Here is a 17,543-nt window from a genome sequence, read left to right as displayed (position 1 = left end):
GTCCAAGGAAAACGCCAGTCGCCTACGCCCGCCTAATTTGTGAACTTCTTCAAGGACAATTTTTATCCTACTCAAAGTGGTTTAAAATCCCATATACAACAGGTGTTTGGCTAACAGTCCCCCTTACAAAACGTAACTGTTTAATCATATCTGCAAAATGATTTATATAGGATTAGAGTAGGTGGGCTACGTATAAAGTAGTTAAGTAACCTTTAGTAATTTGACCATTGAACTTGGTATTAATTAATTCAGCGATCGCATCAAAAAAGCGTGCTTTTGTAATGTGATCTAAATTTAGATGACCGGAATAAGTATTTAAGAGGTTGAGATAACTTGCACTGTTGTATGTTGCATCCCATCGATAAGAGCGATAGACTACTTCACCAAACAAACCTGTTTGCTCAATCTCACTTGTTTTATTAGGAACTTCCTGCTCACGCAAAGGAGGCTCATCATCTTTAACCAGTTGAGGAGCTAAACTTTGATATAGCTCCTGTACTTCTTCAAAGAAGCCATTACTAGCATCACTATGTACGTGTTCATTCCAAAATAGCGCGATCGCTCCTGAAGATGTGAGGGCTTGAGCCGTTTTTTTGTAAGCAATACTTGGGTCAATCCAATGAAAAGCAGTCGCCGAAATCACTAAATCAAAGGTATTTTCTTCTATTATCCAATCCTCAAAAGCGATGTTACACACTTCTACTTGCGGATAACCAGCCAGGTTTTTTTGAGCAACTTTAGTAAGATTCTCACCCAACTCAATGCAGAGTATACGATAACCCCGGCGGGCAAAGGGCACAGTTGCCTGACCAGTACCACAACCAATCTCTAATATCCTTCCGTCTGGAGTGATTTCTGAGAGAGACACCACATCGTCAAAAAGCGCTTCTGGATATCCTGGTCGAACTTGGTCATACAACAGTGCTACTTGATTAAAAGTGGTTCTTAAGTGACTTCTTTCATCCGTCATCGAATTTTAGATTTTAATATTGATTCATAGTTTAGTAGGATGCGATTATAGAAATTAGCCCTATGCACTACCAAGATTTGCGGTGCATTACGAGAACAGCGATAATACACCCTACGAAACTGTTCCTCGTTCCCTTTTCCCCAATTACAAATTAGGGTAAATACTCCAGCCATCAAGAACATTAAAAAGTTGCATTTTCTAGACACTATTAGCATAATGTATTGTCAATTTTTTCAGGCTTAATGTTCACTGCAAATGCTCAAGGCTTGATTTCTGCCGGGAGTATAGCAGCATATTCTTCAGGAGTAAGTGTTACATCCTTGACATTAATTTTTTTAGTGATAAATTTTTGCTTATAGAACAAGTCAGATATCTCTTGCTGTCCTGCTATAACCTTATCGGTAATTGGTCTGATGCCAAAACGCCGACGCTTGACTATTGTTTCTAAGGTTGGTAAATCAAGCTTGGTATCACGCCCGACAATTTCGGCAACTTCTTGCGTATTTGCTTTAGACCATTTGCCTAATTTGTAGACTTCTTCAAGGACAATTTTTATTAGCTCAGGGTTCTCTTTCACGAAGCTACGTGCAGCTATCCAATAGCCTCCTTGGGTTGAAAGTCCTTTAGCATTACGAAGAATCCGAACTTTTTCCGTTCTCTGAAATATAGCCAGGTGGGGGTCTCCTAGCACAGCTGCATCAATGCTCTTACGCGATAATGCTGCACGAGTTTCTGGTGCTATCAGATTGAGATGTTTGACATCTTTTAGCTCTAGTCCTCCTTCTTGTAAAGCTTTAACCACAAAGTATTGACTAGCAGTAGCTCTTTGAAAGGCAATTCTCTTACCTTTTAAATCAGCTATAGTTTTGATGGGGGAGTCTTCTGGTACTACGATCGCCGAACCTTCACCAGTACCCGGTATAGTATTAGCAAGAAGAACAAAAGGAATACCAGTTGCTTGGGCAAATATGGGTGGAGTTTCACCAACAGCACCGATATCCAAACTGCCCACATTTATTGCTTCTAAAAGCTGTGGCCCAGCTGTAAATTGCGCCCACTGCACTTGAATACCCAAGGGATTCAAGCGTTTCTCTAAAACTTGTCTACTTTTGGTGATATCCGCAGCAGTAAAATAGCCAATTCTTAACAATTTTGTCTTAATGCCATTAGGAGCTGCAACTGCTACCTTTTCTCGTGTATCTGGTGCTTTACAACTTACTAAAGTTGTGGAGAGAGTAAATACTCCAGCTACTAATAAAATTAGAAAGTTGCATTTTCTAGATATTGCTACCATGATGTATTACCAATTTTCTGGGGTTTAAAATACAGGCTTTAATTAAAAAACTGATTTTGGAATGATGTAAAAGTTGAAGAGGGGAAATTTTTTATTTTGCGGTTAGACTCTGTTTACTAACTCTCTCATCTAAATAATCTACTATAAATCGGTCGGCTTATAGTAGATTATGATTGTACGGACTTTACCACAAGCTAATTTAAAAATCAAGCAGCGAGGATGACGGTGCTATTGATGCAACTGGTAAAAAGAAAGAAACAATAGGCCGCAACTCTTCCCCAAACCAAAGACCTCTCAATGACGACAAACGGCTTTTTACTCGCACCCATAGCCTTCGTCACAGTTCCGGTTGAGTTCCAGTCAAGTTCCGGTATTCTTACATATCCAAGTACCGCTGAAAAATAGAGTCTTTTTATTTCCAGAACTCACGGTGAAAGAGGAAGTCGAACTGTAAATGTACTACCTTGCCCAGGTTGACTTTGAACGTGAATATTGCCTTTATGCGCTTGGACAATCGCTTGAGCTATGACTAATCCCAATCCCGAACCGCCAGAGGTGCGAGAGCGAGCGCGATCAACTCGGTAGAAGCGATCAAAAATTCGCAGTTGATGTTCTGGGGCAATACCAATTCCTGTATCTTCAACTTTAATCATGGCGTAAAGCTCACTTTTTCCCAAAAAAACCGTGACTTTTCCACCGCTAGATGTGGCTTGAATTGCATTGGCAATTAAGTTGGAAATTAAGCGATAAAGCTGTTCTTCATTTCCTACAATATATAGGTTTTCTGAGAATTGTACCTGTTTAGAGAGATTGACTTTAGTTTCTACTGCCAAAAATGCTAATTCCTCAGTTAAATCGCTAATTAAATCATTCAAACAGCAAGGCTGATATTCTCCTGTTAGTTCTTTTTGGTCTATCCTAGTTAATAGCAACAAATCTCCAACTAATTGTGATAAGCGGCGATTTTGGCGTTTGAGTACATCTAAAATTCCACTATTGGCTTTTGGTTCTTGCTGTAACTTGATAGCAGCTTCAATAGTAGAGTACATTGCTGCTAAAGGTGTGCGAAACTCATGGGCAGCATCAGCAGTAAATTGTTGCATTTGTTGGTAGGAAAGATATACAGGTTGTATTGCCCTTCCTGCCAACCACCAACTAGACAAACCAACGAAAATCATGGAAATTGGCAATCCCAACACCAAAGCTAATCTTAAATAAACCAGATGTTGGTCTAAATCAGTGATACTACGCGCCACTTGTAGATAACCCGAAATCTGATTTTGAGTATACAAAGGTAAAGTGATTTCGCGGTATCGAGTGCCAGAGGAATCTGTTAATATTTGCCAATGCTCTAATGCTGAGGTAATAGAGAAATTGTCAATTTCCATGCCTCCACTGGCAAAAATTTTTCCTGAGCGATCCAATAAGCGTATATAGTAATTAACTGGATTCGCCGTCTCTGTTATTGATTTTTTAATAGATGTTGTTTTAGGCAAACAATTTGTCTGAGCCACACATAATTCTAAAGAAAATTCTTTAGCGAGGCGTTGTAATTGTCCAGGTTGTTGCCAAGCTGGTTCAATACTTTTATGAAGTGCGTTTGCGACTGATTGCAATCCCTGGTCTATAGTTTCACGATAAGCATGGGCAACCACACTATAAACCCCCAAACTAGATAGCCCCAAAATACCGCCCATAACGAGGGTATACCAAGCTGCAAGCCGCAACCGAGTCTGGTGGAAAATGGGATTGCGTTCCATGTTTCTAAAACCTTGCTCAAAGTGTTGCTGTCAAGTTAGCAAAAATCAGCAGTATGAATGTTTAGGCGATAGCCCACACCATAAATAGTTTCAATCAAAGATTCGCTGTCTTCTTCTCCTAATTTGCGTCTCAATAAGCGAATTTGTGCTGCTACTACATTGCTAATTGGTTCTGCACCAATTTCCCAAAGCTGATTGATAATCTGGTCGCGGCTGACAATTTGGTTAGGATGTCTCATGAAATATTCCAACAATTGAAATTCCTTGACGGTTAAAGAGAATACTCGGTTTTCACCGTGACAATACTGACGAGTAAGTTCATGAGTGCTGTAATTGAGAGTCAGGCAACCTACTTGTAAGCGTCGGGGTTTGACTTGAGGCGTAAGCGTTGCTCCTACATAAGAGGCTCGCCGTTGCAATGCCCGCAATCTTGCCAGCAGTTCTGTCATATCAAAGGGTTTAACTAAATAATCATCTGCACCGCTATCTAAACCGATAATCTTTTCTTCCATCCGGTCTTTAGCCGTTAGCATTAATACAGGTAGAATTAACTGGCGATCGCGCAACCATTTACACAACTCTATCCCCGAAACTCCAGGCAGCATCCAATCAAAAATCGCAAGTGTGTACTCAGTCCAGCCAGTTTCTAAATATTGCCATGCCTGCGTACCATCTAGAAACCAGTCAACTATATACGCCTCATGGCTCAGGACTTGTTTTATTGCTGCACCTAAATCTGCTTCATCCTCAACTAATATAAGTCGCATAGTCAACACAGTGCTAAAAGCCTTCTTTAAATACGCTTTCACGAAAAAGTGAAATTGTTATGAAATTTTTCTATTTCTTGAGCTAGAGACACTTTTTCTTTTAATAGAATGACTGAATACTGATAACCGATTTACTGCTCCGAGAAGCATTAGTTCTTCAAAGCTAAACTCCTATCGAAGCATTGACAATAAAATGGGTTGAGAAAAAGTTTCCACAAATTCCACCACAACTGTTTGCCATTCACTTATGAGCCAGTATATTTACAGTAGTCTCACAGATGATGAAGAACTTAATTTTTCTGAGGAAGCAGAGGTTTTCGTTTTTCCCACTTCTTTCGCCCAGCAGCGATTGTGGTTTCTCGACCAGTTAGCACCGGGGAATCCATTTTACAACGTGTCAACAGCACTTCACCTGACAGGTTCCCTCAACTTCACCGCCTTAAAGCAAACATTCAACGAAATTGTACGTCGCCACGAAACGTTACGTACTAGGTTTGTTATGGTAGAGCAGCAACCAGTACAGGCGATCGCACCTAGCTTAAGCATACCTCTTCCCTTAATAGACCTACGCAATTTCGACAGCCCAGAACGCGACACACGAGTGCAGCAAATCGTAACCCAAGAGGCTCAACATCCTTTCAATCTCACCACTGGGCCATTACTGCGAGTAAAGCTACTGCAACTGGATGAAGCAGAATATCTCCTGCTGCTAAATCTACATCACATAGTTGCCGATGGCTGGTCAATTGGAGTGCTAATTAAAGAATTGGGGGTATTATACAAAGCGTTGGCAGGGGATAAGCCATGTCTGACGACTAGCTACTCCGTATCTACGCTCCTACCAGAACTACCCATTCAATATGCAGATTTCGCTCAATGGCAACGGGAGTGGCTACAAGGAGTGGCAGCAAACGGCACCTCGCCCCTACAAAGCCAGTTAGTTTATTGGCAAAAGCAATTAAACGGGATTTCGGTATTGAATCTCCCCACCGACCGACTAAGACCAGCAGTTCCTAGCTACAGGGGTGCAAAACAATTTTTAGAGCTACCACACTCCTTAACTCAAGCGCTAGAGGCACTGAGTGCCCAAGAAGGCGTTACCTTGTTCATGACAATGCTGGCAGCGTTTCAGACTTTGCTCTATCGCTACACGCAGCAAGAGGATATTGCAGTTGGTTCACCTATTGCTAATCGCAATCGTAGCGAACTAGAAGGATTAATTGGTTTTTTTGTCAATAGCTTGGTGTTACGTACAGATTTCTCAGCCAAGGCGACGTTTCGAGAATTGTTGAAGCGAGTGCGAGAGATAACTTTAGAAGCATACAGTCATCAGGACTTGCCTTTTGAAAAGTTGGTGGAGGAACTTCACCCAGAGCGAGATTTGAGCTATCATCCTTTTTTTCAGGTTGTATTTAGCCTACAAAACACTCCTATCGAAACTCTAGAGTTATCTGGGTTAACGCTTTCGCTATTTGACTTCGATAGCAAAACTGCAAAACTTGATTTAGAATTCCATTTGTGGCAAGACTTGGAAAGTTTGAAAGGACAAATGGTTTATAGCACCGATTTATTTGATGACAAAACCATTACGCGAATGCTGGGACATTTCCAAACGCTGCTAAAAAGCATTGTTGCCAATCCAGAACAGCGGATTTCAGATTTGTCTTTGCTTACTGTGCAAGAACGACAAGAGTTATTAATTGATTGGAATGACACTAAACGAGACTATCCAGAGAACAAGTGTTTTCATCAGTTATTTGAAGCACAAGTGCAGGAAACTCCCGATGCGAATGCACTAGTCTTTGACGATGAACAACTCAGCTACAAAGAGTTAAATATACGCAGCAACCAACTAGCACATTATCTAAAAAAATTGGGGGTAGTTCCTGACGTTTTAGTAGGTATTTACGTAGAGCGTTCCCCAGAAGCGATCGTCGCCCTATTAGGCATTCTCAAAGCAGGTGGAGCATACCTGCCTTTAGATCCGAGCCTACCTCAAGAACGTCTTAATTTCATGCTAGAAGATGCACAAGTTTCAATCTTGCTCACTCATCGCTCTTTAGCCCCCCTAAAAAAGGGGGGTTGGGGGGATATATTGTCTATAGTTTACATAGATAAAGATTGGGCAACTATTACACAACAAAGCCAAGAAAACCCAACTAGCTGCGTAACATTTGACAACCGAGCTTATGTTATCTACACCTCTGGCTCAACAGGAAAACCTAAAGGTGTTTTGCTCCAACATCAAGGATTGTCTAACTTAGCGGCATCTCAGATTGAGGTTTTCAACATACAACCGATTAACCGCATTCTGCAATTCGCATCATTAAGTTTCGATGCCTCAATTTTTGAAATTGTCATGGCACTACAAACAGGAGCAACTCTTTATTTAGCAAACAAAGAATCCCTTTTACCCGGACAACCTTTGCTCAAATTATTGCGCGAAAAAGCTATTACTCATATCACCCTTCCGCCAGCAGTATTAGCAGTCCTAGCTACAGAATCACTGCCGGCATTGCAAACTATTATCTGTGCAGGCGAATCCTGTACTGATGATATTGTAAAACGTTGGTGGAATTCTCAGCGTCGGTTTTTTAATGCTTACGGGCCTACTGAAGCAACAGTTTGGTCAACCGTTGCAGAGATTAGTCATATAATTGAAAAGCCGCCTATTGGTCGCCCTATTCCTAATACTCAAATTTATATATTAGATAAACATTTACAACCTTTACCAATTGGAATTACTGGCGAATTATACATAGCTGGTGAGGGATTGGCACAAGGTTATCTTAATTGCCCCGAATTAACTACTGAAAAGTTTGTTCCCAATCCTTTTAACGATAAAAAGGGAGCGCGACTTTACAAGACGGGTGATTTAGCTCGGTATCGACCAGATGGTAATATTGAATTTTTAGGTCGCATTGATAATCAAGTAAAAATTCGTGGATTCCGCATTGAGTTGTCAGAAATCGAAACAGTGCTGAGTAAGCATCAAAGTGTCCAAAAAGCAGTAGTAATTGTTAAAGAGAACATATCTGGTAATAAGTATTTAGTGGCTTACATTGTTCTCAATGTAGAGATGCAAAATTTCTCGTCACTACTACGTAAATTCTTAAAAGAAAAATTGCCAGAATACATGCTCCCAAAAGCTTTTGTAATGCTAGATTCTCTGCCGCTAACAGCTAGTGGTAAAGTGGATCGTTTGGCGCTAACAGAACTCGACAGTCCGGCTAGCGGCTTAATAGATAAAACATTTATCGCTCCTCGTACTTCAACCGAGTCAACCTTAGCAAAAATTTGGGCTGAAGTGCTTAATATTGAGCGTGTGGGTATTTACGATAACTTCTTTGACTTGGGAGGAGATTCGCTGTTAACTGTACGCCTGATGAAGCAGATACACAAGCATTTTGAGCGCGAATTGCCGCTATCTAGCTTATTTTTAAATCCGACAATTGAAAGTTTAGCAACTTCTCTATCCTCACAAGGAGATTCTCTTCCGTGGTCGCCCTTAGTTCCGATTAAACCTGCTGGTTCAAGCCCAGCTTTCTTCTGCGTCCATCCAATTTTTGGTGTTGTTTTCCCTTATTACGAATTAGCTCAGAATTTGGGAAAAAATCAACCATTTTATGGGTTACAACCCATTGGACTTGACGGAGAAAGTTCTCCATTAACTCGCATTGAGGATATGGCTACTCACTACATTGAAGCATTGCGTAGAGTTCAGCCTAAAGGCCCTTATTTTTTAGGAGGTTGGTCTTTTGGAGGTTGGGTTGCTTTTGAAATGGCTCAACAACTCCAAAAGTCTGGGGAAGAAGTGGCTTTACTTGCTGTGCTTGACACTTTAGCACCAATTCCAGGCAATATACCTTCTTTGGGTAGTGGTTTCAAGTTTATGCTGACGACAGTGGCGCGATATATATGGCCCTTTTTCCTCGATTATTTTTATCTAATTATCGCGATCGCTAATAATCGAATTAACAGTTTAACTTCTCGGTTGACTAATTTTAATAAAATTGTGCGAAACTCCTTTTGGGAGTCGCTAACGCGATCGCTCCAAACAAATCTGTTCTCTCACTTCATCCGGAAAGAGGATGCCACAGTGAACATTATACCTGAAGAATCCAAGTTAAGACTTTTAAGCGAGTTAGCAATTCGTCCAATGCTTCGTGTTTTTTATGCCAATAGCCAAGCAGTTCTTAACTACGTTCCGCAAGCCTACCCTAAACGAATTAATCTTTTCAGAACAAAGGTTCAATCAAGCATTGCCAAAGAAGATCCGAGTCTGGGTTGGGATCAAATAATTGTAGGAGGAACAGAAATTCATCATATTCCTGGCAATCACCTAACTATGCTGAGAAAACCCCATATCCAAATTCTCGCCGCACAGCTAAAAGCTTGTATTGAGAAAGCACAAAATTTAAAATAAGGATCAATATGTCTTCTGAAGAAGTCTTCGTTTTTCCAGCATCTTTTGCTCAACAACGGCTATGGTTTCTCGACCAGTTGATCCCCGGCAATGCTATCTACAGTGTGCCGACAGTAATTCGTTTGACCGGTTCGCTGAAATTAGCCGCACTAGAACAGACTTTTAACGAAATCGTGCGTCGCCACGAAACCTTACGCACAACTTTTATTGTGTCGGATGGGCAACCCCTACAGGCTATTGCACCCAGCTTAACAATACCTCTTTCTGTATTAGACCTCCAGCAATTGCCAGATGATGAACGAGAGGTTAAAGCAAAGTGCATTATTACCGCAGAGATAGAACATCCCTTCGATTTATCCTCCGGGCCATTGCTGCGAGTAATACTCCTCGTCTTTTCTGAGACAGAACATATTCTATTACTGAATATGCACCACATTATCTGCGACGATTGGTCTATGGGGGTACTGATTCGGGAACTGGGAACGCTGTACGCAGCTTTTGCACAAAACCAGCCTTCTCCTCTATTAGAACTGCCTCTTCAGTACGCCGATTTTGCTCACTGGCAGCGCGAGTGGCTGCAAGGAGAATTACTCCAAACCCAGTTAGCTTACTGGCGGGAGCAATTAAACGGTATTTCCATACTGCATCTACCTACTGACAAACCAAGACCAGCTATACAAAGCTATCAAGGAGCAACACAATTTCTAGAATTACCGCTCAAGCTAATTGATGCACTAGAAAAGTTGTCACAGCAAGAAGGTGTCACCTTATTTATGACACTGGTGGCAGCGTTTCAAACGTTACTTTACCGCTACACACACCAAGAAGATATCGCGCTAGGTTCACCAATTGCTAACCGCAACCGTAGCGAAATAGAAGGAATAATTGGTTTTTTTGTCAATAGTTTGGTGCTACGTAGCAACTTATCTGGAAACCCGACTTTTCGGGAACTACTAGGCAGAGTACGGGAAGTAACGTTAGGAGCATATAGCTACCAAGATTTGCCGTTTGAAAAGTTAGTTGAAGAACTACATCCAGAGCGAAACTTGAGCCATCATCCACTATTTCAAGTGGTGTTTGGTTTTCAGAATGCGCCAATGTCATCGCTAGAGCTGCCTGGAATAGTACCTAGCTTTCTGAATATTGACTTAAAAAAAACGCGTTTTGATTTAGAACTGCATCTATGGAAGTGTTCTGAGGATTTTAGGAGCTTATGGGGCGGAAACTGGGAGTATTCTGAAGGTCTCCGAGGCGTAATGGTTTACAACACAGATTTATTTGATAAAGCTACTATTAGCCGGATGGTGGAACATTTTAAAACTCTGTTGTCAGCTATAGTTGCAAATCCAGAAGAACGAATTGCAAATTTACCGTTATTAAGTGAAGCGGAGTTACATCAGGTATTGGTGAAATGGAATAACACCCAAGTAGATTATCCTCAATATAAGTGTATCCATCAATTGTTTGAAGAAAAGGTACAGCAGTATCCTGATTCTATAGCAGTAAACTTTGCTAACGAGCAACTGACTTATCAAGATTTGAATACTCGCAGCAATAAACTAGCACACCACTTACAAAAAATCGGAGTATCTTCAGAAGTTTTAGTCGGCATTTGTATCTCACAGTCTATAGAAATGATCGTCGGGCTGTTGGGTATTCTGAAAGCAGGGGGAGCGTATATTCCATTAGACCTTAGCTATCCTCAAGAGCGTCTAAATTTTATGCTTGAAGATGCACAAGTTTCAGTGTTGCTGACACAAGAAAATTTGCTCAAGCATTTTGAAGGTTTCTCAAAACCAATTATTTCTATAGATAAAGACTGGGAAATTATTACCCAAGAAAATCAAGACAATCTTAAAAGCGATTCAAATAGTGATAATTTAGCATATATTATTTATACCTCTGGTTCTACAGGAAAACCCAAGGGAGTTGCTGTACCTCACAAAGCTGTAAATCGGTTATTGTGCAATACGAACTATATAAAATTAGAACCATCCGATAAAATCGTCCAAGCCTCAAACGTTTCTTTTGATGCAGCGACATTCGAGATTTGGGGAGCGCTACTTAACGGCGCTCAACTTTTAGGAATTAGTAAAGATGTAACCCTTTCGCCTTATGAATTTGCATTACAATTACGAGAAAAAGATATCAACATTCTATTTTTGACTACCGCTTTATTTCAACAGATTGTTAGAGATGTTCCGCAAGCTTTTGCGACTTTGAAATATTTCCTGTTTGGTGGCGAAACCGTTGATATGAGATGGATTAAAAAAATTCTCCAATCTGGTGCGCCAAAGCACTTAATTCATGTTTATGGGCCTACAGAAAATACAACATTTTCTTCTTATTACTGCGTAGAAGAGTTACCATCAACCACATCTTTACCTATTGGTATCCCCATTACAAACACGCAGATTTATATATTAGATACCTATTTACAACTAGTGCCTATTGGCGTTACTGGCGAATTATATATCGGTGGGAAGGGGCTGGCGCGAGAATATCTCAATCGCCCTGAACTTACTACTAAACACTTTATTTCTCATCCTTTTAGTAATAATCCCAAAACACGCCTTTATAAAACGGGTGATTTAGCTCGCTATTTACCTGATGGCAATATTGAATTTTTAGGTCGCATTGACAATCAAGTAAAGATTCGTGGCTTCCGCATTGAGTTGTCAGAGATTGAAGCGGTGTTGAATCAACATCCAGCAGTGAGAGAAACTGTTGTCATTGTTGGTGAGGATGTACCTGATGATAAGTACTTGGTAGCTTATATTGTTCTCAACCAGGAACGGATAGCGATGCAAGAGGTGCAAGGCTTTGCATCCTTACTTCGTCAATTCCTCAAAGAAAAGTTACCAGAATACATGGTGCCAAGCGCTTACGTGATACTGGAATCTCTACCTCTAACACATAATGGCAAAGTGGATCGGCGTGCTTTACCCATGCCTGATACAATTTCTTTCAATAATCAAGATTATGTGGCACCGCGATCGCAAGTTGAAAAGTTACTTGCCCAAATTTGGGCTAAAGTCTTGGGAAAAGAGCAAGTAGGTATCCACGACAATTTCTTTGAATTAGGTGGTCATTCTCTCTTGGCGACTCAGTTAATTTCTCGAATCCGCGATACCTTCCAAATAGATGTACCTGTACGCAATTTGTTTGCAGCACCAACTGTTGAACAACTTACTAAATACATTGAAACAACTTTTTGGGCGGCAAAAAGTTTAGATAAAGTTGGAACTACGGGTCAGGAGCGAGAAGAGGTAGAATTTTAAAGAGAAACACTTGAGTTTGACCAGCCAACCCAAAATGTGCTGATTGCTTCGGCAAACTGTTGGTTTTGTTCCATCAATGCCATTTGTCCACCTGGTTTTAGCTTCATACCATAGTTATAATCATCCAAGTTTCATTCCCAGGAATGATTTATACAGTCTTAGAAGTGTGATAAAAATGCTGGGTTAGGTAATAAGCAGTGCAGCTTGACAAAAACAACTATCCAGTTAAAAAATGTTAAAAGGCTTATGACACAAGCAATATTCTTACAGCATAGCTGCCTGCTAACTTCTAATAAATAACAATACTTGCGAAGGGGTTTAATTTTGAATACGGTTGAGTTTTTAACTTATCTTCGCAGCTTAGATATTCAAGTTTTTATTGATGGTAAAAAGTTTCGCTGCAACGCCCCTGAAGGAATTATTACACCAGAACTGCGTGCAGAAATTCAAGGGCGTAAAGCAGAAATTATTGAATTTTTAGAAGCATCTAATCGTACTAATAACCACAGTTTTAAACCTCTCGTACCTATTTTGCGGTCAGGAAGTCTTCCCCTCTCCTTTGCTCAACAACGGCTGTGGTTTCTTGACCAATTAATTCCTAATAATCCTTTCTATAACATTCCACTAGCACTACATTTAACAGGTTCGCTCAAATTAGCCGCGCTAGAGCAAACTTTTAACGAAATCGTGCAACGACATGAAGCTTTACGCACCACTATTGTTGTACAGAAAGGGCAACCAGTTCAGGTAATTAATCCTACCCTAACAATACCTTTACCAATAATAGATTTACGGCAACTGCCACAAGCCGAACGAGAAATACAAGCACGACGACTCACTACACAAGAAGCTCAACGTCCTTTCAATTTATCAACTGATTCGTTGCTGCAAGTAAAACTGCTGTGGTTGGATGAGACACAATACATCCTGCTGCTAACTATGCACCACATTGTCTCTGATGGTTGGTCTATTGGGGTGCTGATTCAAGAGATAGCAGTACTCTACACAGCCTTTGCCAGCAATCAGCCTTCTCCTCTACCGAAACTTACAATCCAATATGCAGACTTTGCATACTGGCAACGCCAATGGTTGCAAGGGGAAGTATTAAAAAAGCAACTAAGTTACTGGCAGAAGCAATTAGACGGCATTTCTATGCTAAACCTGCCAACCGACAGGCCAAGACTAGCTGTTCAAACTTACCAGGGTGCAAGGCAACCTCTGCAATTATCAAAAAGTTTGAGCAAAGCACTTTTAGCTCTCGGACAACAAGAAGGGGTAACTTTATTCATAACCCTACTAGCAGCATTCCAAGCTTTACTTTACCGCTACACACAACAAGAAGATATTGCAATTGGTTCACCTATTGCCAATCGCAACCGTAGTGAAATTGAAGGATTAATTGGTTTTTTTGTCAATAGCTTAGTACTGCGTACCGATCTATCAGGAAACCCAACTTTTCGGGAACTATTGAGTCGAGTTAAAGAGGTAGCTTTAGGGGCTTATGCTCATCAAGATTTGCCTTTTGAAAAACTCGTAGAAGAACTACATCCAGAGCGTAATTTGAATCAAAATCCCCTATTTCAAGTTGTTTTTGCGCTCCAAAATGCGCCGATGACAGCCTTAGAGTTACCTAGTTTAACTTTAAGTCCGCTACCATTTGAAACGGAAACAACGCGCTTTGATTTGGAGTTTCACTTGTGGGAGCCAAATACTCAAAATGGGTTATGGGCAGATAGCTCAGAAGGAATTAGTGGTTTTGTAATTTATAGCACTGATTTATTCGATGACGTTACTATCACCCGGATGCTAGGACATTTCCAAATATTACTGGAGGGTATAGTTGCAAATCCAGAAGACCGAATTGCACATTTACCACTTTTAAGCGAATCTGAGCTACATCAATTGTTAGTTGAATGGAACAATACCGAGGCAAATTATCCTCAAGATAGGTGTATTCATCAGTTAATTGAGAGCGTAGCAGAGCATAATGGTGAGGCAACTGCACTCGTATTTGGCGATGAGCAACTTAGCTATAAAGAGTTAAATATACGCAGTAATAAAGTTGCACATTATCTAAAAAAGTTAGGAGTTAAAACCGAAGTTTTAGTAGGACTTTGTGTAGAACGCTCTTTTAATATGATAATCGGGATGTTGGGCATACTGAAAGCAGGTGGAGCTTATGTACCTTTAGATCCAAGCTATCCAGCTGAACGTTTAAACTTTATGCTTGAGGATGCTCAAGTCTCAGTTCTATTAACTCATGAAGGATACCTTGAACGCCTGAAAAACTATAATTCACAAATAATCTGTTTAGATAAAGATTGGGAGATTATTTTTCAAGAGATTGAAGATAATCTTACTAGTAAAGTTACAGTAGATAATCTCGCTTATGTCATTTATACCTCTGGCTCAACTGGAAAACCTAAAGGAGTTAAAATTGAACATAGAGGATTGTTAAATTTAGTATTTTGGCATCAAAAAGCATTTGCAGTTTCACCCTTTGACCGAGCAACGCAGATTTCTGGAGTTGCCTTTGACGCTTGCGGTTGGGAAATTTGGCCTTATCTGAGTACTGGGGCAAGCATTTATATTGTAGATGATGAAACCAGGCGATCGCCTGGCTATCTCCGAGATTGGCTAGTATCAAAAGCGATAACAATTTCTTTCATCCCAACACCTTTAGCAGAAAAAGTTCTATTACTAGATTTTCCTCAGAACGCAGCTTTACGAATATTGCTCACAGGTGGAGACAAACTAAATCAATATCCTTTAGCTGGCTATTCTTTTCAAGTATTTAATAATTATGGGCCAACGGAGAACACGGTTGTTACAACTTCTGGTCATGTTTCTGTTAAGAATAAAGATAATTTAGCACCTGTAATTGGTTGTGCGATCGCCAATACAAAAGCTTACATATTAGATAAACATTTACAACCAGTACCTGTTGGCGTTTCGGGAGAATTGTACATAAGTGGTGATGGGTTAGCACGAGGTTATTTAAATCATCCTGAGTTAACTGCTGAATCCTTCATTTATCATTCTTTTACTAATAATTTAAAAGCACGACTTTATAAAACAGGTGATTTAGTTCGCTATCGAGTAGATGGCAACATTGAATTTTTAGGTCGCCTCGACGATCAGATAAAAATTCGTGGCTATCGTATTGAGTTGGGAGAAATTGAAGCGATACTGAGTAAGCATCCAGCAGTGCAGCAAACTGTAGTAATAACTCGTGAGGATGAACAGGAAAAGTGCCTAGTAGCTTATGTAGTACCAAAAACTGAATACAGTAACCAACAGGAGAATTTGCAATTAATGCAATTGCAGGATGAGCAGGTTTTGCAATGGCAGATGTTGTATAACGAAACTTATAATCAATCTACTGATTCAGATCCTACATTCAATTTTGTCGGCTGGAATAGTAGTTACACAAATCAGCCTATTCCAGCAGAGCAGATGCGTGAGTGGGTGGATAACCAAGTCGAGCAGATTTTGGCTTTGCAACCCAAACGAGTGTTAGAAATTGGTTGTGGAACAGGCTTGATTCTATTTAGAATTGCACCTCACTGCACTAAATATTGGGGAACAGACTTTTCCTCAGTTTCACTTAACTGCATTCAGCAACAGCTACAAAAACAAGAAATGCCCCAGGTAACACTGTATCAGCAAATGGCTACTGACTTCGAGAAAGTAGAAACAGCAGCTTTTGATGCAGTAATTCTGAACTCAGTTGTACAATATTTTCCTACTATTGATTATCTGATTAGTGTATTAGAAGGTGCTGTGCAGGCAACTGCTCCAGGTGGCTTTATCTTCATAGGAGATGTACGTAGTTTGCCACTCTTGCAAGCTTTTCATGCGTCAGTCCAACTGTATCAAGCTGAACCTTCCCTTACCTGCTTCGAGTTGCAACAACGGATACAAAGGCAAATATTTCAAGAAACAGAGTTAGTTATTGATCCAGATTTTTTTACTGCAATCAAGCAACGCTTTCCGCAAATTAATCATGTACAAATCCAACTGATCCGAGGTAAGCATCACAATGAGTTAACTGAGTTTCGTTACAATGTGATTCTTCATATTAGTGCCGAAATTGTTAGTAATACTGGAAATTGTTCAGTGCTTAACTGGTCTGAAGATAATCTAACAGCCTCAGCGGTGCGCCAGTTATTAATTGAGAATAAACCAGAAATTTTAAGCATTATCAATGTACCTAATGCGCGGCTGATGTCAGCAATTAAAACAGCAGAATGCCTATCAGACGTAAAAGATTTTAAAACTGTAGGTCAAATACGTAAAGCTTTGCAAGAACTAGAAAATTTCGGAGTAGAGCCAGAAGATTTCTATGCGCTGAACGTACCTTATAGTGTTGAGATTACCTGGTCACATTCAAGTACTGAAGGACATTATGATGTAGTTTTTGTACGGCAAGATGAAGTAGGTAAAAGAACTATTTTTCCCCATAGCACGACTCTCTATCGGCCCTGGCAATCTTACGGAAATAATCCCCTACAAACCAAAGCAGCACGTAAGTTAGTGCCGCAGTTGCAGACTTACATAGCACAAAAACTGCCTGAGTACATGATGCCATCAGGTTTTGTAGTATTGGAGTCTTTACCTCTAACAGCTAATGGTAAAGTCAATCGCCGCGCCTTAAAAGCATTCCATAATGGAATCAAGCCCCAATTGCCTGAAAATTACATCGCACCTCGAACTCCTGTTGAACAAGTGCTGGTGAAAATTTTTGTTGAGGTTTTGGGACTTAAGAGTGTAGGAATTTATGATAATTTCTTTGAATTAGGAGGTCATTCATTACTGGCAACTCAGCTTGTCTCTAGAGTGCGCGACACCTTACACGTGGAGTTGCCTTTGCGTAGCGTATTTGAGGCATCGACAATTGCAGAATTATCTAAGGTGGTGGAAAGCTTTAAAGAAAGCAATGCTCAAAGTCAAGCCCCAGTTTTAGTACCACTATCGCGTGAAAGTCGGCGGATTAAGTTATCTTCCTTAAACGAAAAGAGCGTAAAACTTTAAAAAAAGATGGT

7 protein-coding genes are annotated in these 17,543 nt (G+C 40.3%); 3 read left to right on the top strand and 4 right to left on the bottom strand.

Translation table 11 applies throughout. From position 1 onward, the window contains the following. Window positions 1-172: 172 nt before the first annotated feature. The 4 genes from HWQ43_RS26925 to rppA all read right to left on the bottom strand — a co-directional run bounded on the left by HWQ43_RS26925 (window position 173) and on the right by rppA (window position 4,791). Entirely contained in the window at window positions 173-970 is a 798-nt protein-coding gene (locus HWQ43_RS26925) for a class I SAM-dependent methyltransferase (protein WP_292739370.1), read from the bottom strand. Between the two features lie 259 nt (window positions 971-1,229). After that, on the bottom strand, window positions 1,230-2,264 hold the full coding sequence (locus HWQ43_RS26920) for an aliphatic sulfonate ABC transporter substrate-binding protein (RefSeq protein WP_292739368.1): 1,035 nt from the start codon (window positions 2,262-2,264) through the stop codon (window positions 1,230-1,232). A gap of 425 nt (window positions 2,265-2,689) precedes the next feature. Further along, window positions 2,690-4,024: a two-component system sensor histidine kinase RppB gene (gene rppB / locus HWQ43_RS26915; protein ID WP_292739366.1), complete on the bottom strand. Its 1,335-nt coding sequence runs from the start codon at window positions 4,022-4,024 to the stop codon at window positions 2,690-2,692. Window positions 4,025-4,059: 35 nt separating this feature from the next. After that, on the bottom strand, window positions 4,060-4,791 hold the full coding sequence (gene rppA, locus HWQ43_RS26910) for a two-component system response regulator RppA (RefSeq protein ID WP_292739364.1): 732 nt from the start codon (window positions 4,789-4,791) through the stop codon (window positions 4,060-4,062). A 247-nt stretch (window positions 4,792-5,038) separates the two neighbouring features. On the opposite strand from rppA, the gene HWQ43_RS26905 reads away from it, so the two are divergent. From HWQ43_RS26905 to HWQ43_RS26895, 3 genes are all read left to right on the top strand, one after another. Then, window positions 5,039-9,217, top strand: coding sequence for an amino acid adenylation domain-containing protein (locus HWQ43_RS26905; RefSeq protein WP_292739362.1), 4,179 nt, complete (start codon window positions 5,039-5,041; stop codon window positions 9,215-9,217). A gap of 8 nt (window positions 9,218-9,225) precedes the next feature. After that, a complete protein-coding gene (locus HWQ43_RS26900) occupies window positions 9,226-12,498 on the top strand; it encodes an amino acid adenylation domain-containing protein (RefSeq protein WP_292739360.1) in 3,273 nt (1,090 codons plus the stop codon). 324 nt (window positions 12,499-12,822) lie between these two features. Beyond that, on the top strand, window positions 12,823-17,532 hold the full coding sequence (locus HWQ43_RS26895; protein WP_292739358.1) for a non-ribosomal peptide synthetase: 4,710 nt from the start codon (window positions 12,823-12,825) through the stop codon (window positions 17,530-17,532). The last annotated feature ends 11 nt before the right edge of the window (window positions 17,533-17,543 follow it).

The organism is Nostoc sp. JL31, assembly GCF_017114965.1.
GTDB classification, from domain to species: domain Bacteria; phylum Cyanobacteriota; class Cyanobacteriia; order Cyanobacteriales; family Nostocaceae; genus Nostoc; species Nostoc punctiforme_A.
The sequence above is the reverse complement of the archived record's forward strand: the minus strand, read 5'-3'. Positions and strand labels throughout refer to the sequence as shown.

Coding starts and splice junctions, on each gene's coding strand:
- HWQ43_RS26900 (WP_292739360.1), top strand. CDS start 9,226: ATGTCTTCTGAAGAAGTCTTCGTTTTTCCAGCATCTTTTGCTCAACAA.
- rppA (WP_292739364.1), bottom strand. CDS start 4,791: ATGCGACTTATATTAGTTGAGGATGAAGCAGATTTAGGTGCAGCAATA.
- rppB (WP_292739366.1), bottom strand. CDS start 4,024: ATGGAACGCAATCCCATTTTCCACCAGACTCGGTTGCGGCTTGCAGCT.
- HWQ43_RS26925 (WP_292739370.1), bottom strand. CDS start 970: ATGACGGATGAAAGAAGTCACTTAAGAACCACTTTTAATCAAGTAGCA.
- HWQ43_RS26920 (WP_292739368.1), bottom strand. CDS start 2,264: ATGGTAGCAATATCTAGAAAATGCAACTTTCTAATTTTATTAGTAGCT.
- HWQ43_RS26905 (WP_292739362.1), top strand. CDS start 5,039: ATGAGCCAGTATATTTACAGTAGTCTCACAGATGATGAAGAACTTAAT.